This is a genomic window from Saccharicrinis fermentans DSM 9555 = JCM 21142, assembly GCF_000517085.1.
Lineage (GTDB): Bacteria > Bacteroidota > Bacteroidia > Bacteroidales > Marinilabiliaceae > Saccharicrinis > Saccharicrinis fermentans.
The window spans coordinates 3,469,758-3,494,543 of sequence record NZ_KI912107.1; the positions used below are offsets into that span (position 1 = coordinate 3,469,758).

A 24,786-nucleotide genomic window follows, 5' to 3' on the forward strand; every position below is an offset into this window, starting at 1 on the left:
CTAATTCAATTAAAAGGTTAAGTTAACACCTAAAGTAAAAGTACGTGGTCTAGGATAGAAGTTGTTATCAATACCTTCGTCAACTTCTGGGTCAAGACCTGTGTATTCCGTAATTGTAAATACATTTTGTACTGTAAAACTCACTCTTGCATTAATATCTTTTCCAGCAACTTTGTTAAAGTTGTACCCAGCACTTATATTATCCATTTTTAAGAACGATGCATTTTCAACAAAATAATCAGAAGTAAACTGTCGTTTTACAAAGTTGGTTTTACTTAAATGAGTTGGCATATTCTTCCAGTAACCAATTTGTTGCATTTGATCGTAAGATGCTCCTGACGCAACTTGGTTTAACACATAGTTATCGATATTAGCTCTTAACGAAGTTGATATATCGAAGTCTTTATAATTAAAGCGTGCAGAAAAACCAAACGTATATTCTGGAGCAGGACTATGGTAAACATATTTGTTACCATTATCTCCCGAGATAACACCTCCGTTACCTGCTAAATCTTCGTACAATCCTTCAACTGGTTTACCATCCGACCCATAAACTTGTTTGTTCATAAAGAATGAATATGCCGGTTCCCCTACTCTTGTAACTTGAGTAATACCATTAAAGGCATCTCCATAAAGAATACCAATATAATCAGAATCATCGTTTAACAACAGTTTGGTAATTTCGTTTTTATTGTGCGAAAAGTTAAGACCTAAATTCAACGACATATCTTGCTTAGAGATAGCCACAAAGTTTAAACCTACTTCAATACCTTTGTTCTCTAAACTACCAACATTAGTTAATAAATTATTGGAGAAGTTACTTCCACTTGGAATAGTAACCGTATTTAATAAATCTTCAGTCTCTCTAAAATAATAATCAATAGTACCGTTAATACGATTGTTCAAGAAACCAAAATCAATACCGATATTTTGTGTGGTTGTTTCCTCCCACTTGATATCTGGATCGTAAGTCTCTGGACGTAGCGTTGGGATATACTCTCCATTAATCATGTAATAACCTGCAGCACCAGCTAAAGTATATGCAGCTTGCGCAGGATAGTCGTTACCTATATCTTGCTGACCTGTGATACCCCATCCTAATCTAAGTTTTAAGTCAGATAAAAAATCAACATCTTTTAAGAATGCTTCTTCATGAATTTTCCATGCAAAAGCAGTTGAAGGAAAGAACCCCCAACGGTTATCCTCATCAAAACGAGAAGAACCATCGTAACGGAAAGTTCCTGTTAAAAGGTATTTGTTTCTAAATGCGTAATTTAATCTTCCAAAGAAAGAAACCAAATAATTCTCCGTAATCCAACTTGTTTTAACATCATCTATATTTCCACTAGCTACTCGAGTATATGAATTACCTTCTCTTTCGAAGTGTTGCCACGAGTAACCTGCTGTTGCGTCTACACGATGACTTTCAGTAAGTTCTTTGTTATAGTTTAAATAGAAATCAAGCAAATTGTTTTTATTTGTTCCACCATAATCATTTAATTTTCCTTCTCCACTCGCTTCAGAAAGCGTAGATGGTGAAGTAATTGGACGGTTATTATGTCCGTCACTCTCGTTATAGTCAGTTGCTAAATTCAACGACGCTTTCAATTCTGGTAAGAAAGGCAATTTATAGTCCAGCTTTAAGTTACCTACAAAACGAATTACATCCGACTGATTATCTACAGCCATAGCTTGTTCAACCGGGTTTGGAGTACCTAAGTTAGCGCCATGGTTTTGCCATTGATAATACCCTCCAAACTCATCTGCTCCTTCTTCGTAAACAGGCTGAGTTGGATCCATTGAAATAGCCGATCCAATGGCTCCATCATCACCAAAGTTATGCTTACTGCTCATTAACTTGGCATTAGCATTTACTTTAAGATGATCATCCAATAACGAAGGACTTAAGTTTAAAGAAGCAGTAAATCTTTGCATATCTGTATTCTCTAGGATACCTGTTTGATCTGTATAACCTAACGAAACACGATAAGGTAGATTCTTATAAGCTCCTGAAGCTGCAAAATTGTGATCGTGAGAAATTGCCGTGCGAAAAATTTCATCTTGCCAATCTGTATTTTCTGTACCTAGTAAATTATAATACGTAGGATCAAAAAGACCTTCGTTATCAAGAGCAATTTTTCTCATTTCGTCTCCAGAATAAACATCTACATAGTCTTCAGGGGTAGAAATCGATACACTTCCTGAATAAGAAAGTTTTAGCGGAGTTCCCTTCGAACCTTTTTTAGTGGTAATAATAATTACACCGTTAGAAGCCCTTGAACCATAGATTGCAGTTGCTGATGCATCCTTTAAAACAGTAAATGTTTCTATATCGTTAGGGTTAATAAACGAAAGAGCATTTGAACTACCCGATACATTGTTACCAACACCTTCAATTGGCATTCCATCCACAATAATAAGTGGATCGTTAGAAGCATTCAAAGAAGAACCTCCCCGAATACGAATAGTAGAACCGCTTCCTGGAGCACCACCTGACGAAGTAATAACAACACCCGAAGATTTACCTACTAATAAATCCTGCGGAGAAGTAATATTACCCTTGTTAAAGTCTTTTGAAGAAACACTTACTACTGAACCTGTTTTGTCTTCCTTCTTTTGCACACCATAACCAATGACCACTACTTCACCCACGCCAATTACTTCTGGCTCTAATTGCACGTCAATAACTGTTTGATCCCCAACAGTTATTTCTTGCCCCATATATCCAATAAAAGAGAACATCAATACATCTCCTTTATTGGCATTTAAAGTATATGTTCCGTCTGGTGTAGTAATAGTACCTGTGGTTGTACCTTTAATAAGTACAGTAACTCCGGGTAACACCTCACTCATACCGGCATCCCTTACGGTTCCGGATATAGTCACTTGCTGTGCCATTGCCATATTTGTTATCATAAACAAACCTGCCAGCATCAGTAGGACTTTGTTAAAACGAAATGATTTAATCATAAAACTAAAGATTAACAGTTAAAAACTTGTTTAATTTTTTGAATAGTTGATTTTAAATCTTCAAATTGATTTAATACATAGCATATCACCTCGTAATACTGCTATTTTACTCTCATTTGGACATTACAAATCTACAACAAAATCAAAGTGTTTTTATACATTTATTAACATGTAAAGCATACAAATTGACACTTTTTAACGCAAACGATTGCGGAGTCGTTTGCGAGGACGTTTGCAATAAATTCATATGTTATATAACATGTTTTTGCTTGTAACAAAACAAGATCTATGAGCCTCTTTACTTCTATTTTTGTACCACAAACGGTTCTTTTTATGAAAAGAATGCGCAAAAAAACTGAAAGTATAGGCAATTATTGTATTTTTAAAATGTACAACACAGGGCACAGCTCTTTTAATACTCATATTAATTACATATATGGCTACGCATCAAGTAACTATCAAAGACATAGCTAAGACATTAGGCATTTCTGCCTCCACTGTTTCCAGGGCACTAAAAGATCATCCAGACATCAGTCCTAAAACAAAAAAAATGGTACAGGCCTTTGCCGAGAAAGTACATTACAGACCCAATGCCTTGGCTTTAAATTTAAGACGTAGCAAAACCAACACAATAGGAATCATATTACCTGAAATTGTGCACCATTTCTTTTCGTCGGTATTAGCGGGAATTGATAAAGTTGCCTATGCAGCAGGATACAATGTAATGATATGTCAGTCAAACGAAGATTTTCACCGTGAAGTAAGTGATGCGCAAGCATTGCTAGACAACCGTGTTGATGGTATTTTAATGTCTATGAGCAAAACCACTTATCAACTTGATCACATTCGTAATTTAATTGAAAATGGGGTTCCTGTTGTATTCTTCGATAGGGCACCCGAAAATATTGAAGCTGACAAAGTACTTATTGACGACTTTACTGGAGCTAAAATAGCCACACACCATTTGCTATCTATTGGATGCAAAAATATATTACACTTAGCAGGCCCACAAAACCTGGCCATAGGACAGCGAAGAAAAGAAGGATATTTATCTGCATTAGAAGAAGTTGGACTCACTAATAATCCTGATTACATCATCAAATGCGATACACGCGATGAAGTATTTGCGAATGCGGGTAAAATACTACAATTAGCCAACGAGATAGACGGTATCTTTGCTGTCAACGATTCAACGGCCATTGCTACCATGCAAGTACTGATGAAAAATGGCATAAAAGTACCTGCACATATTTCTGTAATTGGTTTTGGTGACGGTCCCAATGCCACCATAGCCTATCCCCCCTTATCTACGGTAGAACAAAAAGGCATTGAAATGGGGAAAGAAGCTATTCAACTACTCATCAATCAAATAGAAAATGATCCAGAAACTCATAAACCTCAGACCAAAATACTCACACCTGTATTAAGGATACGAGAATCAACCGCTAAAATCCAGGACTAAATATATAACAATTTTACATGAACAAACCCTAAAACACATTACTTGCAACCGTTTTCGAAATCCATCACAATTTTTTTTTCATTTTTTTTTCTATTTATCGCAAACGGTTGCAATCAGCCATTGACAAAGATACCTTGAATACACAGGTCTATAACGAACAATATATGATTGCTTATAATTAAATTTATACCGTATATTTGTTACTGATTTTAAATCATTGGACGCGATTTAATATATTCATAACATCTTGCTGGATCCAATAGTCGATTTAGCAAAGTATTTTACTCTCCTGGATAAAAAACGGGTTAACAGTGTATGACTGTATACCTGCGATAAGTCTTGCAATAACAGACATATAGTAATCATATATTTATTTTTGATTTATGAAGAAGATGCCACGATTATCCTTTTGGCAAATCTGGAACCTAAGTTTCGGATTTTTGGGCGTTCAATTTGGTTTTGCTTTACAAAATGCAAATGCCAGTAGGATACTAACCAGTTTAGGTGCCGACCCACACAATTTATCATTTTTTTGGTTGGTAGCACCCGTCATGGGCTTGGCTGTTCAGCCGATTGTTGGTGCGGCAAGTGATAAAACATGGACCAAAATAGGACGACGGACACCGTACATTTTATTTGGAGCTATTATTTCGATGGTAGCCATGTTTTTTATGCCTAACGCACCCCTTGTTTTTAAAGCGGGTACCATTGCTGCATTGGCCTTTGGTGTTATTATGCTAGCGCTTATGGATGGTTCATTCAACGTAACCTTCCAACCTTTTAGGGCATTGGTTGCGGATATGACTCCAGAAGAGCAACGCAACGTTGGTTATTCCGTTCAGAGTTTCTTAATTAATTTTGGTGCAGTTATAGGTTCCGCCTTGCCCTTTATTTTAACAGCTATTGGTGTTTCCAATGTAGGAGAAGCAGGAGAGGTAGCACCTTCGGTTATATGGTCATTCTATATTGGTGGTGCATTATTACTGATCAGTGTACTGGTAACAGTGTTAAAAACAAAGGAGTATCCACCCGAAGAATACGAGGCCTATAAAAACATAACTGAAGCAGATAAGCAGAAAAAAGAAAGCTTTTGGCAATTATTAAAAACAACACCTAAGGTGATGCGTCAGCTTTCCATTGTTCAGCTTTTTTCCTGGTTTCCCTTTTTCTTGCTGTGGGTTTATTCAACCACCGCTATTTCTCAACATTACTTTGGTGTACCCATGGATTATAATGCCAGCGAAAACACAGATAGCGTTTTAAGAAATGCCTTTGACGAGGCAGGCAACTGGGTAGGTATGTGCTTTGCCATGTACAGTTTAATAGCTGCCATTTATTCCATTGCATTACCCAAACTCATTGCGCTAACCAGCAGAAAAACCATCTATAGCTTTTCGTTACTGGTCGGTGGATTAAGTTTTATCAGCTTATTCTTCTTTACAAATCAGTACCACATATTAATTTCCATGGTGGGTATTGGAATGGCCTGGGCAGCTATTCTATCGATGCCGTATGCCATGCTTTCAGATGTATTGCCTCCTAAAAGAATAGGGATTTACATGGGACTATTTAACTTAACAGTGGTGGTACCTCAAATATTGAGTGGCCTTATTGGAGGCCCCATCCTCAGATCCATTTTCCAAAATCAAGGTATTTACATCCTAGTTCTGGCTGGTGTTATTATGATACTAGGTGCACTCTCTGTTATGTTTATAAAACAATCAAATGAAGATGTTCATTAATAAACATTTATATCTAATAGTTCATCCAAATTTATTTTTTCGGATCAAATAAATAGCTTGATTTTAAAACATACATCTCTAATATTAAAAAAAATGGGAAAAGTAAAAGCGTGTCTTTTCGATTTAGACGGGGTAATAGTAGATACTGCCAAATACCATTATATAGCATGGAAAGAACTGGCAAACAATATGGGGTTTGACTTCACCCTCGAGGACAACGAAAGATTAAAAGGTGTAAGCAGAATGACATCACTGGATATACTACTATCCATAGGAAATATAGAAAAAAGCGAGGAAGAAAAACTGGCTTTGGCCACCCTAAAGAACGAAAAATACTTAAGTTATATTCTAAAGATGGGACCGGAGGAGATTCTTCCCGGTACCCGCGACTTTCTGGAATTACTAAAAAAAGAAGGAATCAAAATCGCACTCGGATCAGCAAGTAAAAATGCCATGACCATACTGGAACGCCTGGAACTCACCCCTTACTTTGAAGCCATCATTGACGGAACAAAAGTATCTAAAGCAAAACCGGACCCTGAGGTCTTTTTGAAGGGTGCCGAAGCATTGGGTGTAGCTCCAATGGATTGTGTTGTGTTTGAAGATGCAGAAGCTGGTGTTGATGCTGCCCTGGCAGGAGGTATGAAATGCGTAGGCATTGGAAAAGAAGATGTATTGGGAAAAGCACATCTGGTTGTGGAAGGACTGCATAAAATGGACATGCAAAAACTAAGTTCATTAAACAACTAACGCCCTGCATAAAAAAAAGAAATTTTAGACATATGAAACGAGCCATGTGAATAGTTTCGTACACAAGGGGATAATCCATCCTGGCGAGTTCCATATGACCATTGAAAAACAAATTTAACATATGAAACTGGCATGGCCTGCGCAAATAAGAGGACGCATAAGTGAATGATTGAAATTTGCACTGGTTAGTAAAGTTTCACTAATTTTTAAGCATATGAAGGAATATCTTAAACATAACGAATGGTGCGTAATCGAAGAAGGTTTCGATCCTGCCAACCACCAAGCTTCAGAGAGCATTTTTAGTATAGGGAACGGAAAAATGGGACAGCGTGCCAATTTTGAGGAGCAATACTCGGGCCCCAGTCTTCAAGGTAGTTATATCGCAGGCGTATACTATCCTGACAAAACAAGAGTGGGTTGGTGGAAAAATGGTTATCCTGAATATTTTGCCAAAGTATTAAATTCACCCAACTGGATTGGAATTGATGTTACTATTGACGGTACAGAGTTAGATCTATACAAATGTAAAGTAGAGAACTTTATCCGTACGCTCAACATGAAAGAAGGGTTCTTAGAGCGGGAGTTCGATGCAGTTTTAAGCAATGAGAAAAAAATTCATGTGAGGTCTCGTCGATTTGTAAGCATGGCCGACACAGAAAATGGCGCCATCCGATACGAAGTGACAGCTCTCAACTTTAGTGGCTCCATCAGCTTTTGCACCTATATTGACGGAGATATTAAAAACGAAGACTCCAACTACGACGAGAAATTTTGGAACATATTAGATGTGAATGCTTCCGAAGGAGGTGCATATCTAGAATCTCAAACAAAAAAATCCGACTTCAGAGTAGGTATTGCCATGAAATATAGGACTTCGGTAAATGGCAAAAAAACACAAAGCAAACCCGAAGTTATTCAACTAGCTAAATGGGTAGGTAACAAAATCACTTTTGAATTAAAAGAAGGACAAACCGCTTGTATGGAAAAATACGTTGGCGTAACCTCTTCTTTAAATTACGCTGCGGATCAACTTAAATCTAATGCTGAAGAGTTAGCATCTTACGCATACCACAAAGGTTTTGATCAGTTATTCACTGATCACCAAAAAAAATGGGCAGAAAAATGGGTGCACAGCGACATTAAAATCAAAGGCGACGTAGCAGCCCAGCAAGGCATCCGATTTAATATTTTCCATTTAAACCAAACTTATACAGGTGAGGATGAAAGATTAAACGTGGGTCCCAAAGGCTTTACGGGCGAAAAATATGGCGGTACCACTTATTGGGACACCGAGGCCTACTGTGTACCATTTTTTTTAATGACAGCGCCGCCTGAGGTCACCCGTCAATTACTAATTTACAGATACAAACATCTCCCCAGAGCTATTGAAAACGCCGAGAAACTAGGTTTTAACAAAGGGGCTGCACTATACCCTATGGTAACAGCCAATGGTGAAGAATGTCATAACGAATGGGAAATTACTTTTGAGGAGATACATCGTAATGGAGCTATTGCGTTTGCTATCCACAATTACATCCGTCATACTGGCGATAAAAATTATTTGGCAGAATATGGCATTGAAGTATTAGTGGGCATATCACGTTTCTGGAGCCAGAGAATAACCTTCTCAGAAGCCAGAAAAAAATACGTAATGCTGGGCGTTACCGGACCCAATGAATATGAAAACAACGTAAACAACAACTGGTACACCAATAAAATGGCAACATGGTGCTTACAATACACCATGGAATCACTGGAATACGTGAAGCAAAACAATCCGGACAGATTTGAAGAACTGGTAACTAAACTCAAGCTAAACGAAGAGCATGAAACACAACGATGGAAAGACATTGTTGCAAAAATGCATTTCCCATTCAATGAAGAACTTCAGGTGCACATGCAACAAGATGGCTTTATGGATAAAGAACAGCTAATGGCTGCTGACCTAGATCCTACTCAACGTCCTATCAACCAACACTGGTCGTGGGATAGAATACTTCGTTCAAACTTTATTAAACAGGCAGATACCTTACAGGGCATGTATGTGTTAGAAGAAGAATTTAGTACAGAAGAAATTGAGAGAAACTTCAATTTCTACGAACCACGTACTGTACATGAGTCTTCTCTTTCTCCTTGTGTCCACTCTATTCTGGCCACAAAAATAGGACGAATTGACAAAGCCTATGAAATGTATTTACGTACTTCACGATTAGACTTAGACGACTATAATGCAGAGGTACATGAAGGACTGCATATCACAAGTATGGCCGGAACATGGATGTCGATTGTGGAAGGTTTTGGAGGCAAAAGAGCCTATGATGAAAAGCTATATTTAAATCCGGATATACCTTCTCAGTGGGAAGAGTATGCTTTCCGTATTACATTTAAGGGCAACGACTTAGAGGTAAGAGTGAGTGAAACAGAGGTGGAAATCATTTCTCATGCAAAAAAAACCATTCAATTATACGTTTATAAGCAATTAGTAACTGTTGAACCTCAACAGTCACAAACTATTTCCCGATAGAAGATAGCTAATACAATGACTTGAGGAATATGCCATTCGGCACCCTCGGGTCTTTGTTTTTATACCTTCAATTTCTTCCTCCCATACCTATTGTAATTCATGCTATTTTACATTTCTATCAGGTCAATCTTTAACCCGAATAATACATCCTAAAATCCTTTCTTTTACGATAAAAATTTGTACTTTACAATGCATTGGATTTAAAATTGGAAAAGAAGAACATGAAACCATCCATAAGTATATTGGGATGCGGATGGCTAGGTATACCTTTATCTACAACATTATTAAAGGCAGGATACCCGGTTAAAGGATCAACCACATCGCCTGCTAAATTAAAAGAACTCACCAAACTGGGTCTACATCCCTATGTGATAGATTTGCATAACAGAAAAGACCGCAACCATTTTTTGAACGCAGATATACTCATCATTGCTGTTCCCCATAAGAACATCGATAATTTTAAATTCCTCCGCACTCAAATTAAAAATTCCCAAATCAATCGATTGATATTCATCAGTTCCACCTCCGTTTACCCAAACACAAACGGAGAAGTTACCGAAAAAAGCCAAACACTACCTACACCACTTGCTAATATCGAGTCCATCTTCTCCAACATCTCCGGTATTCAAACTACCATCATCCGCTTTGCAGGCCTATTTGGCGGGGACAGAAAGCCTGGTCTTTTTTTTCGAGATGATAGCCTGATAAAAAATCCGGACGGATTTATCAACCTCATTCACCTAGATGATTGCATACAAATTATCAAAACACTGATTGAAAAAAACATATGGAATCAGGTATTTAACGCTTGTGCAGACACCCATCCCTCCCGAAGAGAATACTACACCCAAGAGATGCAAAAAGAAGGTAGAAAACCACCCGTATTCGACAATACAAAGGCTTCGGAATACAAAATCGTTAGCAATGACAAATTAAAAAAGCACTTAAATTACCAATTCAAACATCCCGACCTAACGCATTTCATTGAACCCAAATGATGTATTAGAACTTTGTAATAGGCATTAAAATGGCAATAAAAGAAGGCTTGTATAAATAGCAGCTCAGGTTAAATAAAAAATAATATAAAATACGCTTAGCCTATATATTCACAGTACTATTTATTGAGCCATTGCTTAAACTTCGATGATTTTTCGGTAGAAATAATAACCTCAAAGGGTAAAGTAGGTTCTACATTCAGTTTTAATTTACTCTTAGAATAAACCACCGCATCTTTTACCGCATTAATATGAACGATACATTTACGGTTGGCTCTAAAAAAAAACTTAGGATCCAACTTCTCCTCCAATTGCTCCAAGGTATTGGGCAAATCATAGGAATGTCCATTAAACATGACAATAAAAACGGACTTATTATCCGCATAAAAAGCAGCAATATCAATTACTCCAATTGTTTTGATCTTATCCCTATAATGCACCATAAAGCGCTCCTGATATTCTTTTCGACCTACCGAAGCGGCAATCATTCTATTGATTTCCTGATAATCCACCGAAAGAGCACCCTTCTTCACTAAATGATACTTTCTAAACTTATCCATAGCCAACTCCAATCGGTCTTTATCAATAGGTTTTAAAAGATAATCAACACTTACCTGTCGAAAAGCATCAATGGCATATTGATTAAAAGCAGTGGTAAATATTATCGGGGTCTCCACCGACACTTGGTCAAAAATTAAAAAACTATTACCATCAGCTAAATGAATATCCAGAAATATCAAATCCACTTGATTTTCCTTCAAAAACGCCACTGTCTGCTCCACTGATTCTAAAATATTCACAACCTCCAAATCGGGTGCTATATACTTTAACATCGCATTGAGTTTCCGTGCCGAAGGCATCTCATCTTCAACTATCAAAACTTTAATCATCTAGAGGTGGTATTAGGGTAATTTTTACAGTGTAGCTACCCTCTCTTTTACAAAAAACAGGTGCTCGCTGATTTAACAGCTCATACTTTTCAATGATATTCCTATGTCCGGTATAGGTGGATTCCACATCTGATTTATCACGAATTTGCAAATTATTCCTTACCACCAAAACATCATCTTCGTTAAAAACACGAATACACAATGGCTGACATCTGGAAACCACATTATGCTTAATGGCATTTTCCACCAATACTTGCAATGTTAATGGCGCTATCAACATCTTATTCTTAGCTTGCTCAATGTTAATTTCATAATTAAAACCATCTTCAAATCTAAACTTGTAAAGTTGTAAATAACTTTTAATGAAAGCAATTTCCTCCTCCAACGAAACCAAGTCTCTTTTATTAATAGACAACACATACCTATATACCTGCGAGAAACGCTGTATAAATTTATCGGCCTTATGCACATCCTCATAAATAATAGATGAGAGCACACTCAAATTATTAAATAAAAAATGATGATCCAACTGGGCCTTTAATGCACCATATTTAGCATTGATTTGTTCTTTTTCCAGATTAGCCACCTGCAATGCCAGTTTATTTCGCTCTTCCATTCCCATGATCAGTTCAATCAATACCAAAAACAAACTGTTAATAAGCAAAGGAATCACATACATAAACTCTTTTATGATAGCCTGATTACCAACTATATGCGCTTTTAAATAAGAAATAGCAGCAATTCCAATAAAGGACTGAAACAATATAAGACCGGCATCCAGGAGCAAGCGAAGCCCCCATTTATGTTTCCAATCTATTTTTTTATTGAACCAGTTAACCGCAAGATAAAAAAGTGTAACGGTTATAATAGCATTTAGAAAAGCCATCCCCATACGATAAAACAAAACACTTTTTACTTCTTCCACCGATCTATAACCAAAGAAAATCATCAGCAAAACAGAAGTAGCCATGATTAAAATGGTAATAAAAGGGATAAAAAGTATTTTTCTACGATTAGCAATCATAACAAGCGCTTTTCATTTAACGGGTCAACTGTCCTGAAATACGTAATAAATTATACTCTGCCACTTTTGCATTATAGCGTGCATCATTATACTGATTGGTCACATTCAACATGTTTTCCTGTGCCGTACGAAATTCGATGGACGTTGCATTACCAAGTTTAAACATTTCTTTTGTCTGTTCAAAATTCAGTTTTGCTTGCTCCATGCTTCTTTCCTGTAACTCCACAATCCTCCTTTTATAGGAGTAATCGGTATAAGCATTTGCAGCATCTCTTTCCAAAGCTGCTTTTATCTGGCGCGTTCTTTCCTGCTCACTTAATAAATTCAGTTGTGCATTTTGTTCACGTATGTGCTGTTGACGACCATTAAACACGTTCAAGCTAAGACTCAACCCCGTGCTGAAACCATTACTTTGCGAATAAATACTGGTACTATTTTCATAATCAGTTTTACTGTATGCATATTGACCGTAAGCAGCAATCGTAGGGTATTTTCCTGCCTTGGTAATCTTCATATCTAGTTCAGTGATTTCTTCCGTTTTAAGTTGCGATAACAAGGAACTGTTCTTAACAAGGGCCAAACCCACAATTTGCGCTTCAGAGAAGTCATTGTTAAACTGCAGTTTTTCATCTACTGCGTAATCTGAGTCAACAGGCAAACCCAAAACCACGTTTAGGTCTTTAACAGCCATCAAATAATTTTGTTCCGTATTTAATATCTGCGTACTATCACTATTCATATCAACTTCGGCATTCAGTACTTCTAGCGTATTACTCTGACCATAAGCCTTTCTATCTACAACCTTTTGATAACGTTCCTTTGATATTTTCATGGATTCTTTGGCCAATTTCAGGTTTTGCTGTGCGCTACAAACACCATAATAGGTCTGCACCACACTCAGTATAGTATTCTCCAACTGCTGTTGGAACAGTATATTCTGACGTTCATCCGTCTGTTTCAGCTTTTTATAAGTATACTGATTCCCCAAACCATCAAACAAGGTATAATCAATACGGGCACTACCATTATATCCCATTGATGTTGCACCTTCACTCTCTAACAAGCCGGTATAGGTTGTCTCACTCTCCGAGTCGGCCTTAGAATAATCACTTCCGCCACTTAGCGAAACCGATGGCAGTAGTCCCGCATTACCAACAGAGTTATTATTTTGGGCCTGCTTCAATGTATTCTCGGCCATTTTTAAATCGTAATTATTAGCCAGGGCTATTTCAATGGCCTTTTGCAAGTTCATCATACTGGGAACTGTTTGGCTCTTTTGTCCAAACAGCAGTCCTCCCATCATCAAACAGGCTAAAACCAGCATTCTATCTTTAAAGCTTATCATAATCGTATTTCATTTCTTTAATAGCATTTTCCACTTCCTCAGCACTCACGGTTCTTCCCTTAATCAAAGAAACCCATTTCACTTTCAATTGATTCACTATAAGCAACATCACGGGCAACAAAAATAAGGTTGTAGTTGTGGCCATGGCCATACCATATGCCAGTGATAAAGCCATCGGAATAAGAAATTGGGCTTGCAAACTGGTTTCAAGTACCATAGGCGCCATACCCGCAACTGTGGTCAGAGTAGTCAAAATAATAGGACGAAATCTTGATATTCCAGCATCCACCACTGCATCATAATACGGCATTCCATTCTTCAGATTAACATTCAAGGCATTTACCAGTATCAATCCGTCATTAATCATGACGCCCACCAGAGCAATCATGCCCATAAAAGACATTAGACTAATAGCCTGACCGTGAATCCAGTGCCCCATCACCACTCCAAACAAACTCAAAGGAATCATTGCGTATACCAAAATAGACTGACTAACAGATCTTGTTGTTAGGATGACCATACCAAACATCAATAACAAAACAACAGGAATCACAACAGAAGCCGAAGATGCTACTTTATTGGTTTCACGCTGCTGTCCATCATATGAAACCCTTACCCCATGGTGTTTCGCAAAAATAGGTGGTAATATTTCCTTATTAATTTTCTGCATGATCTCAGGCAATGAAGAAGTAGGATCTGTTTGATTGGCCACCACCTGCACCTCACGGTCGAATTGTAAATGACGAACATTGGTAACTCCATTGACCATCTTAAAGGATGCCAGTTCTGCTAAGGGATAATTAACACCATTCCCCAAACGTATCTTCATATTCTCCAACTGCCCTAGAGACCGTCGATTTTCGATATCATATCTTACCCAAACACGCACTTCATCTTTTCCACGCTGGAGTCGTTGAACTTCATTTCCAAAGAAAGCCTCACGTACCTGGCCAATCACCTGCTGAAGCGTAATCCCCAGATGATGCGCTTTGGGTTTTAAGCTAAGCTCAATCTCACGACTTCCAACTGGAGAATTATCTGACACATCAGAGAGTTCTGGCATTTTCTTCAAGGCAAGCTTTACTTCTTCTTTGGCAGCCTGAAGTGCTTTATTATCATCCCCCACCAACGATAAGGAAAGGGCTTTCCCAAAGGGGTTAAAACCAATTATTTCAAACGTTTCTGCACCCGGCACTTCACCCACTTTGCTACGTATATGCTCAATCACCTCAGCTGTTGATGAGTTTCTAACTTCTGCATCCAACAAAGACACCTCAATGGTAGCACTGTTACCAGCTCCTTGGTATTGCTGATAGAGACTTTTAATGATATCCTGTCCTTCAGGCTGAAGCCCTTTCATCTCCTCATTCACTTCCCATATCCCAGCCGAGATCCGATCCAGGTGTTTTTGCGTAACAGGCGTATCTGTTCCAGATGGCATGGTAAGTGTAACCGTAAAATTATCCCCATCCACATCCGGAAAGAATGTAGTGGTAACAACCTTATTACTAACGGCTAATATGGAGAAAATAAATGTAGCAATAAATACAGAAAAAGCAATGATCTTATTTTTAATAAAGAAAGAAAGGATAGGACTGTATATTTTATTCCGCATCCAGACCAGCCAGGCTTCTGACCACCCCATATATTGAATCCATTTTTTATCACTGCCCCTCACCAAAGCCTTGGAGTGCGCCATGTGAGCAGGCAGAACGATCAGTCCTTCAACCAAAGAAACCAATAAAATAATGATCACAATCACCGAAACCTCCGAAAACATTTCTCCCAAGCGGCCATCCAAAAATAAGAAAGTACAAAAAGCAGTAATAGTGGTTATTACACCGGAAACAACTGCGGCAGTCACCTCAAGCGTACCTTCAATGGCAGCTTGTACAGGGCTCTTTCCCATTTGCCAATGCCTATAAATATTTTCTCCCACCACAATGGCATCATCCACCAAAATACCCAACACCAGTATCAATCCAAATAACGACAGCATATTAATAGTCACTGTGGTAGCAGGTATCATTACAAACATTCCCAACATTGAAAATGGAATTCCGATGGCCACCCAAAACGCGATACGCGGATTCAAGAATAAGGATAAAAACAACAACACCAATAAGATACCTAGCAAACCGTTATTCATCAATAGTTCAATCCGCTGGTTCAAGGTATCACTCTGATCACGAATAATCTCGGTCTCAAACAAATCCTGGCTCTTATTATAGTCGTCCAAATAGGCATTCAACTTTTCAGAAGCCACAATAATATCCTCTTCAAAAGTAGTATTGATAGTTACAACAACAGCTTGTTTCTTGTTATATACGATGTCGGATGGGGAGTCGTCCCACATATCCTTTATGGTGGCAATATCCTTTAAGTATACAATTCCTCCATCACTAGAATTACGAACCACGATATCTTCCAGACCCTCACTTCTGTATTCTTTATTTCGGACACGAATAAAAAACTCTTCGGCTCCATCTTTTATACTACCTCCTGTCATTAACAGGTTAGATGCTTTTACGGCATTCGCTATTTCGGTAAAGCTTATCTGGTACGACTCCATAGCTTCCTCATCCAGAAGGATTGCTATCTCCTCATCCGGATAACCCCCAATAGAAATTTTAGAGATTCCATCCATACGTAACAGATCATGTTCAATATCTCGAGCAGCTAATTTTAACTGATTGAGCGTTACTTTATTACCACCCTTAGCTACTATGGCAAAATTGATAGCAAAATTGGTATTATCGTGTTTATAAGTAACTACCGACTCTATATTTACAGGAAAAGATGAAATTTTCTCCACCTCATTTTTCACCCTCGTCAAAGCTTCATCCATATCAGTACCTTTCAGCATCTCAATGGTTACGGTACCCATATTTTCGCGCGATACGGAGGTGATTCGCTCCATATTCTCCAGCCCTTTTACATTCTCCTCGATCTTCAAAATTGCTCCTTCTTCCACCTCTTCAGGAGATGCGCCGGGATAAACAATATCTACATATATATTACGTGTGGGAATATTGGGAAAAAAGTTTTTCTGTGTGTTCAGTAGGGCAATAATCCCAAACAGGAACACCATAACCATCAGCAAGTTTACAGCCAATGGAAATTTTATAAAATATGCTATTAATTTTTTCATATGTCTAAATTTATCTTTCAATGGCCACATGCACCTTCATCCCCTCATGCGCACTTTTGATCACCGTTGACAACACAGGAGTACCTTGCTCTAATCCTTCAATTATAGCTAGGTCACCTTGGCGAGCCAATACTTTAACATGCCTTTTATGTAATACTCCATCCTCAACCGTAAAAACGTTATCATCACTGTCAACCATTTTACGTGGCAAGCTCATGGCATTTTCAAATGGCTGCTGTTCCAGCTCTGCCGTTAAAAACATACCCTCTTTTAAATTATCACCGCTTGTTCTAATAAACAACTTTAGGCTTTGGGTTTGTTCGTCTATTGCACCACCTACCCTAACTACCCTTCCTTGCCATTGTCCGTCAATCTCAGTAGATGTTAATACAGCATTGGTTCCTGGTTTTACATCCTCCACCAAGGCTAAAGGTGCCGTAATCTCTAAATCATAAGATGAGGTACTAATGAAGGTTCCCAATTCAGAACCATTACGAACGGCCGTTCCAGCCTCGGCAAGAGCAGATGTCACAACACCGTCAAAGGGAGCACGTATAATATATTTTGACAGCTTCTCCTCTGCCGACAAAATATTATAATAACTACTATAAACACCTTTCCCTGCCAAATAAAACTTCAACTGCTCAGTATCCACCTTAGGTAGTTCTTTTAAATTCTTATGAACATCTATCTCAGAAGCATAAGCCCGCCAAAGGGCATAAGCATCCTGATAATCCGACCTAAGGTCTGGTAAAATAGAAGTAATCAAAGTAATAAAGTTACTTTTTTGGGCCAGTACCGTCATGCGATACTCTCGCTGATCAATCTCCAGCATTACTTGTCCTCGGGCATAACTACGTCCCTCTTTAAAATTTCTGGCCGATGCCAACAATTGTCCGTCTGCTTGTGCAAAAATCTCAAAACGATCAAATGCCCTAAGTTTTCCTGTAGCTGTATATGAATGCTGCACGGTTCCCAGCTCAGCATACAGCACTTCAACCAATAAACCTTCTGCTTTAGCCGATGAGACTTGCGTAGCTGACTTTGCTTCTTTTTTAGGAAGTGCTTTTACCACTATAAATGCACCCAAAACAATTAACAGTGCTATTCCAATGGTTATGATTCTCCTTTTCATACTTATGGTATTATAATTTAAGTTTCTTTTATATGTTTAAAAATGAGCGAAACGTTGCAAACCAGTGCAAATTTTAATCATACACCTGTGTGTCTAATTATTTACGCGGCCCACATCAGTTTCATCCTTTTTAATTTTATTTTCAAAGGCCACATAAAACTCGCCTCTAAGACCTTTCCCTGTGTGAGAAACACTTTATTATGACTTGTTTCGCCTTTGTAGCATTATCGATAACAAAAATGATCAATGTAAGGAAATATTGAAATATAAAGGGTGTGAATAAGAAATATGAAAAGATGAATCAGGATTTACAGGGATAAAGATGTATTACACTAAACTTGAAATTACTTACGAAGACAGTGAGAAGCTTTAAAAAGGCGAGTTGTACAAGTTGTAGAGTTGGTAAGTTATTAGACTCAGTTAATGGATAGTTTCCATTTGAATACTAAACTACCAGTAAAAAAACCACAGGGTTGGCCGGAACAATAGCCACAGAGCCGGCGTTGGCATGAATTACAAAAGCTTTTCTTGCCAAATTTTACCTTCCTGATTAATCACATACCGGGCTTCTATTTCCGCGTTCACAATATCAATCTCAAAGGTACTATCCTGCACTTTCATATGAAGGTCATACCGCAATTGCGACACTTTCAATCCAACATCTTTAAGACCGACCACTTTCTTGGAGAAACGGCCATACCGCTTTAGGTATGCCTGTTGAGCGTAATAAATATTCCTAAGCTCCCAACGCACTTCTTCAACATACTGCTGTTGCTTTTTTTCACCCTCCGATAGGTTATGGTCATTAAAGTACCATACACCCCAGAGTTCAGGATTATAAATACTGCTTTCATCCAAAAAACTCCAAACCCATTTTTCTCCGGGATATTTCTTGCCGGTATGGGGGTTTAGCATCTTTTTATATAAACCAGAAACCACCACAAAAGGCCAATGTGTTCTTTGCACATTCACATTCCAAGAATGATGCGCTTGCAACAAATTCACACTATCCACTTGCAAAAACAGAGGTACAACACACTCAAACGACCAATATTCATCATTATCCAGTGGATTATTCAATGTTCCTTCCACAGAAACAGAACATCGACCATGCGGTTTATCCAGGAGTGAAAATCTTAAAATAGGTTCCGTATTATTACGATTACGGTATTCGCCACAAAAATTACCCAGTGCATTTATTTTCAGCACCACATAATCCGCCTCATCCTTATCTGCATCTAAATAAAACTCCAAAAAGTTATCTTCAAAAAAATAAGACTGGCATATATCATTCACCGCCCAAATATGTCTATCATGTACAATTGCGCAAAGATATAGAGAGTCGCCCTTTATGCCCAGTTTATAGCTGGCTCCATTGGATGGATAATCCATACCATTCTTTACACTTGGCACCAATGGGTCGCTCCAGGGAGCTTCGCCCCATTCGTCATCTAAGATAAGTCCATCTATACAAGGGGCTTCCAATAAGCGATGAATAGCATATACTTGGGGAGTACAATAGCTGGGACAATTAGACAAACCATATTCATTCACCCTAAGTGCCTTTTCCTGAGTCTGGTGGCAACCCAGCATACAAGCAAACAGAATCATTACAAAACAGCAATATGGTTTTTCTTTTAGCATTTATGCGGGTCTGACATACACAATTTACATCATATCTACATCCTATACAATTATATCCTATACAATTTATTGTTAAAGTTAAAGATATAACTACTAAAAAAGTTTATTCCACGCCCGCAATAGAACATTCATCACCTTCAAATGCCCAGCATTCGAATGGCTATACCAGACAAAAAGATCATTGCTCCTGCAATAACATGGGTATAAAGCCCCATTCTTTTCACTGGTAGTAAAGAAAAACCCAATACCCCAAGAGTTACAGTACCTAGCATGGCCAATAAGGTAGAAACACCAAAGGCGGCGGTAACCATGATTGTCCCTGAGATACTACTTTGAGCAGCGGGATACATGATTAAGGGAATAAGAACCTCACAAGGGCCTAACACAAAAATAATGAACAACACCCATGGTGTTATCTTTTTACCTTCTTCCTGACCATGAACGTGCGTATGGTCGTGGGTATGTGTATGTTTATGCGAATGTATAACACCACTACTATGGGTATGCACATGTGCATGCTGACGGTTTTTATAAACTTTTCTTAAACCCCATATGGCATACACTAAACCAAAGGCAATAAGAGCCCAAGCAGCCATATTACCGCGTGACGCCTCGATAAATTCAAGTTTTTCAAGCCCCACGCCAAAGAAAACACCCACCATACCTAAAACTACAGAGCTAAGCACATGACCTAGACCACAAATAAAAGTGAGCATTAATATTTTGGAAATACTCCAATCGCGAGCCTTCCCTATCATAATAAAAGGAAGGTAATGATCCGGTCCCAGAATCGTATGAATAAACCCAGCCGAAACAGCTGTTGTTGTCAATAGTTGTATGTCTGCCGTCATGTTTATTATTTTATCATCAGATGTCAATCTCCACAATAGTAATGCCACTTCCTCCATACTGAATATGCTCATCCCTAAAACTTTTTACATGCGGCATGGTATGAAGCATCTCTCTTAACATTTGACGCAAGATACCATTACCTTTACCATGTAATACCTTTACAGTTCCTACTTCACACATTACTGCATCATCAATATGAGCGGTCACTATTTGGATGGCTTCCTCAGCACGCTGGCCTCTCACATCAATATCTGGTTTAAAAGTAAGTTTTCTTTTCCTCACCTGCTCGGCCATATTAGCACCCAGACTCTGTTGGTTCAGTGAGCGCATGGCTTGTTTAACTTCTCGATTACTAATCTTTTGTAAACGGGAAATTTTCACATTGGTTATCAAGTGTCCAAAAGCAACCATGGCATTTTTACCCGTAATCTCCATTACCTCACCAGGCAATGATTGTCCTTCGAGCCTCACCTTATCTCCTTTACGAACCATACCGTCATCCTTTACGCTAGTTTTGGTCGGACGTTTCTTTTCGGATCCACTCTCTTTGCTTTTCTTTTCTGATAAAGCTTCCCCATCGGGTCTCTCCTCTTTACGTTTCTGACGATTTTTAATACGTTCTATCTCTCGTTCAATGCGATGCTTTTGCTTATCATCCGATTTTTCCAGACGTTCTTTAAAATTGGTGAGTGATTCACGAGCCTTCTTAGTACGTTCTTTCTCTGCCTGGCTTTCTTTAATTTCTCTAATAGTACGTTCTATGCGCTTATTGGCTGTCGCCATCAACTCTTCTGCTTCGCGCCGGGCTTTCTCCAAAATTTGTTGACGCTCTTTTTTACTTTGCTCTAATTGCGTCAGGTATTTTTCATATACATCCTCCAACTGTTTGTCTTTGCGTCGTATATTATCTCGTTTTTGTTCCCAGTATCTTTTATCACGGGCAATTTCGCGCAAATGTTTATCAAAATTAATATGATCCTCTCCTATCCGTTCCTTGGCACTATCCAACAGTTCTTCAGGCAATCCGATTTTCCGTGCAATCTCAAAAGCAAAAGAGCTACCCGGTTGACCTATCAACAATTTAAACAAAGGTCTTATCTGACCAGTATCAAATTGCATAGCTCCATTCTCTATCCCCTCTACACCCGAAGCATAATGTTTAAGATTCGTATAGTGAGTGGTAATAACACCATTCATCTTCATGGTATTAAAGCGTTTCAACACAGATTCAGCGATGGCACCTCCCAAAGCAGGTTCAGTCCCTGTACCAAACTCATCAATCAGAATGAGGGTTTCAGGCGTACCATGACGCAAAAAATATTTCATATTAAACAGATGCGAGCTATAAGTACTCAAATCATTTTCGATAGACTGCTGATCGCCAATGTCGATAAAAATATGCTGATATATGCCCATGGTACTGCGTTCATCCATAGGAACCAATAATCCACATTGAAACATATACTGCAACAAACCCACCGTTTGCAGGCATACCGATTTTCCTCCAGCATTGGGACCAGAAATCAGCACAATACGTTGCTCCTTATTTAGTTGAATAGACAAAGGAACCACTTCCTTACCTTCCACTGAATTCTGCAAGTAAAGCAAAGGATGTGTGGCATCTTCCCAATTAACTTCAGGATATGTCACCATATTGGGAAGACAGGCATTTATTTGCAAAGCAAACTTAGCTTTAGCACGAATGAAGTCCATGATACCCAAAAACTCATACGAAAAGATCAGATCCTCCAGATAAGGACGTATACTATCCGAAAAAGCGACCAAAATTCTGTTTATCTCGCGTCTTTCGGCATATTCAAGCTCTCTAATCTCATTATTGATCTCAACAATCTCAGCAGGCTCAATAAATGATGTTTTTCCTGTTGCCGACTCATCATGAATAATACCATTGAGCTTACGTTTGTTTCCGGCCGGAACAGGTATCACTGCCCGCCCATCGCGAATAGCCACATTGGTATCTGTTTCTACCAGACCTTCTTTACGGGCATGATTCAAAATGGCAGCCATCTTACGGGATACGCTACCTTGCTTTTTAATCATCTCATTTCGAATACGAGCCAGCTCAGGTGATGCACTATCTTTTATCTTACCAAATTTATTTAAGATCGCATCTATGCGTTCAAAGATATATGGATACACCATCACTTTAGAAGCGATCTCACGAAGGTGAGGATAAGCATTCTGTTCTTCTTTATTCTTAAAAAAGCGTACAATATCCTTTACAGACAACAGCGAACGACGCAAGTCAAAAAGCTCCCTCTCCTCCAGGAATAACCCTTCCACCTTTATTCGATTCAAAGGCCCCCTCACATCAATATAGTAACTGGTTGGAAAAGATGACTCCTCCATACAAATTTGTTTAAACTCATTGGTTTGGTGAACCCACCGGGATACCACATCATACAAGGTCACATACCGCATCTGGTCTACACGTTCCTTCCCCATGGAACTTAAACATTGTTCCTTAATCAGTTCCCTAATCCGATCGAAACGGATCTTCTCTTCAAAAAATTCTGGATATATCAATTGTATTTCTTTATGATCGATTATTCAACGCTGTTTACAATTCCTCATCACGGAAGAACCCTGCTTATGGAATTCTAAAACAGCGCAAAAATAGTTAAATTATTCGTATGATAATATTTTTGTTATTATCTGACATTGAGTTTGTTTCAAAACAGATCTTCTAAACACAAAAGATAAAACCACCCACAATATTGAAAAAAACATATACAAAAACCAATGTTTAAAGCAGATTATATAGCCCATAAGAACAATATTCTCACACAAATACAGGATGACCCCGGGCCTGTTGTAAGTGAGACTGGAGATAAAATTAAAACACTAAAAATTAGTGTACAATAGGGTAAAATCCTTAACTTGATTCAAAATTAATACATCAGTCTATGTTTACCCCAGATCCGCAAACAATACTCATCGTTGATGATTCCATGGCTAATATTCTTGCCTTAAGAGATGCACTGAACGAATACAAATGCATTGCAGCCACTTCTGGACATCAGGCATTGAGATTTATCCACACCCAAAAGCAACCCGATTTAATACTCTTGGATATCATTATGGATGGAATGGATGGTTATGAGGTATGCGAAAGCCTAAAAAGTGATGCCCAGACCAGTGAAATACCTGTTATCTTTTTAACAGCACAAAGTGACCCGGAAAATCTGGTAAAAGGCTTTAAGGTTGGTGCAGCGGATTTTATCAGCAAACCTTTCAACATCGAAGAACTTAAAGCAAGGGTGGCCAATCAGTTAAAGTTTAAAAAATCGTTGGACAATAACACCATTTACCTGAAATCCATCGAAGAGATTTATGATACCATTACCGACAGCATGTATTATGCCCAAAAAATTCAGCATGCTACTTTACCACATGCTGCTTACCTGAAACGCGTTTTGAATGAGTATTTCATCTTCTATAAGCCCAGAGATATTGTTAGCGGGGACTTTTATTTGGTACACCAGGTAGAAAATAAGAAATTACTGATCGCAGCAGACTGCACTGGCCATGGAGTCCCTGGCGCTTTAATGAGTATGATGTGCATGGCACTAATCAATGAAATAGTTAATGTGGGAAAAATTTACAAACCCAATGAAATTTTAAACAAACTACGATCTATTATTATTCATACCTTTAACAGGGATGGTGATAATGATATTTCAGATGGTCTGGATGCTTCCATTGTTTTAATTGATCCGGACACAAATCTGATGGAGTATGCAGGAGCCAACTCTCCTATTTACATCATTCGGGATGGTGAATTAATTGATTTTAAGGGAGACCGGATGCCAGTGGGTATTTACCCTTCACAAACTCCTTTTTCCAATCACAAGATAAATTTAAAAGACGGTGATAGCTTATACATGTTCTCAGATGGATATGCAGATCAATTTGGCGGTGAAGCCAAAAGAAAGATGATGCTAAGACATTTCAAAAAATTGTTGGTATCGAACAATCATCTAATCATGAGTGAGCAAAAAGAAAAACTAAGCAATTATTTTACTGATTGGATGGGACACAACGAACAGGTGGACGATGTTTTGGTACTCGGTTATCGGTTTAACCCCAATGATACCTTAGAACTTCGTCATGAGAATTAAAAGTACAGTCAAGAACTTATTGAGATAAAGCATAGCAACCGCTATGGTGAGTTGACGAAAAGAAATAACTTCTTTTGAAGCCATTTTAAGGCCTAGTAGATTTTCCAGTGTATTTTGCGGACTTAGTAGGAAAAAAGAAGCCATCTCAAAAGTTTAAAAA

The 24,786-nt window shown here is 38.3% G+C and carries 15 protein-coding genes; 6 read left to right on the top strand and 9 right to left on the bottom strand.

The features are described from left to right. Window positions 1-9: 9 nt before the first annotated feature. Entirely contained in the window at window positions 10-2,970 is a 2,961-nt protein-coding gene (locus CYTFE_RS0114130) for a SusC/RagA family TonB-linked outer membrane protein (RefSeq protein ID WP_027472317.1), read from the bottom strand. A 436-nt stretch (window positions 2,971-3,406) separates the two neighbouring features. Here CYTFE_RS0114130 and CYTFE_RS0114140 point away from each other — a divergent pair, with 436 nt between their 5' ends. The 5 genes from CYTFE_RS0114140 (at window position 3,407) to CYTFE_RS0114160 (ending at window position 10,446) form a co-directional block, all read left to right on the top strand. After that, window positions 3,407-4,432 (top strand): LacI family DNA-binding transcriptional regulator, encoded by a 1,026-nt coding sequence (locus CYTFE_RS0114140; protein ID WP_027472319.1) that lies wholly within the window; start codon window positions 3,407-3,409, stop codon window positions 4,430-4,432. Between the two features lie 383 nt (window positions 4,433-4,815). Beyond that, on the top strand, window positions 4,816-6,174 hold the full coding sequence (locus CYTFE_RS0114145; protein ID WP_027472320.1) for an SLC45 family MFS transporter: 1,359 nt from the start codon (window positions 4,816-4,818) through the stop codon (window positions 6,172-6,174). Window positions 6,175-6,267: 93 nt separating this feature from the next. Beyond that, entirely contained in the window at window positions 6,268-6,924 is a 657-nt protein-coding gene (gene pgmB / locus CYTFE_RS0114150) for a beta-phosphoglucomutase (RefSeq protein ID WP_027472321.1), read from the top strand. A gap of 214 nt (window positions 6,925-7,138) precedes the next feature. Beyond that, window positions 7,139-9,448, top strand: coding sequence for a family 65 glycosyl hydrolase domain-containing protein (locus tag CYTFE_RS0114155; RefSeq protein ID WP_027472322.1), 2,310 nt, complete (start codon window positions 7,139-7,141; stop codon window positions 9,446-9,448). A 206-nt stretch (window positions 9,449-9,654) separates the two neighbouring features. Continuing rightward, window positions 9,655-10,446 (top strand): SDR family oxidoreductase, encoded by a 792-nt coding sequence (locus tag CYTFE_RS0114160; protein ID WP_152541703.1) that lies wholly within the window; start codon window positions 9,655-9,657, stop codon window positions 10,444-10,446. 116 nt (window positions 10,447-10,562) lie between these two features. Here the strand turns inward: CYTFE_RS0114160 and CYTFE_RS0114165 are convergent, their stop codons facing one another. From CYTFE_RS0114165 to CYTFE_RS0114200, 8 genes are all read right to left on the bottom strand, one after another. Further along, window positions 10,563-11,333 (bottom strand): LytR/AlgR family response regulator transcription factor, encoded by a 771-nt coding sequence (locus tag CYTFE_RS0114165; protein ID WP_052343204.1) that lies wholly within the window; start codon window positions 11,331-11,333, stop codon window positions 10,563-10,565. Beyond that, window positions 11,326-12,357, bottom strand: a complete 1,032-nt coding sequence (locus CYTFE_RS26595; protein ID WP_052343205.1) for a sensor histidine kinase — start codon at window positions 12,355-12,357, stop codon at window positions 11,326-11,328. The genes CYTFE_RS0114165 and CYTFE_RS26595 overlap by 8 nt, the downstream gene beginning before the upstream one ends. 16 nt (window positions 12,358-12,373) lie before the next feature. After that, window positions 12,374-13,702, bottom strand: a complete 1,329-nt coding sequence (locus CYTFE_RS0114175; protein ID WP_027472325.1) for a TolC family protein — start codon at window positions 13,700-13,702, stop codon at window positions 12,374-12,376. Continuing rightward, a complete protein-coding gene (locus CYTFE_RS0114180; RefSeq protein ID WP_027472326.1) occupies window positions 13,689-16,853 on the bottom strand; it encodes an efflux RND transporter permease subunit in 3,165 nt (1,054 codons plus the stop codon). Before CYTFE_RS0114180 ends, CYTFE_RS0114175 begins: the two co-directional genes overlap by 14 nt. A gap of 10 nt (window positions 16,854-16,863) precedes the next feature. Beyond that, window positions 16,864-17,988 carry an efflux RND transporter periplasmic adaptor subunit gene (locus CYTFE_RS0114185; protein WP_027472327.1) on the bottom strand — a complete coding sequence of 375 codons (1,125 nt, stop codon included), beginning with the start codon at window positions 17,986-17,988 and terminating at the stop codon, window positions 16,864-16,866. Window positions 17,989-18,501: 513 nt separating this feature from the next. Beyond that, the gene (locus CYTFE_RS0114190) at window positions 18,502-19,632 is read right to left on the bottom strand and encodes a DOMON domain-containing protein (protein ID WP_044262822.1); all 1,131 of its coding nucleotides are present in this window, start codon (window positions 19,630-19,632) and stop codon (window positions 18,502-18,504) included. Between the two features lie 137 nt (window positions 19,633-19,769). Then, window positions 19,770-20,555 carry an urease accessory protein UreH domain-containing protein gene (locus CYTFE_RS0114195; protein ID WP_235208072.1) on the bottom strand — a complete coding sequence of 262 codons (786 nt, stop codon included), beginning with the start codon at window positions 20,553-20,555 and terminating at the stop codon, window positions 19,770-19,772. Further along, window positions 20,500-23,031 (bottom strand): endonuclease MutS2, encoded by a 2,532-nt coding sequence (locus tag CYTFE_RS0114200; RefSeq protein ID WP_027472330.1) that lies wholly within the window; start codon window positions 23,029-23,031, stop codon window positions 20,500-20,502. Before CYTFE_RS0114200 ends, CYTFE_RS0114195 begins: the two co-directional genes overlap by 56 nt. 380 nt (window positions 23,032-23,411) lie before the next feature. Here CYTFE_RS0114200 and CYTFE_RS0114210 point away from each other — a divergent pair, with 380 nt between their 5' ends. Then, on the top strand, window positions 23,412-24,626 hold the full coding sequence (locus tag CYTFE_RS0114210) for a response regulator (RefSeq protein WP_027472331.1): 1,215 nt from the start codon (window positions 23,412-23,414) through the stop codon (window positions 24,624-24,626). Window positions 24,627-24,786 lie beyond the last annotated feature (160 nt).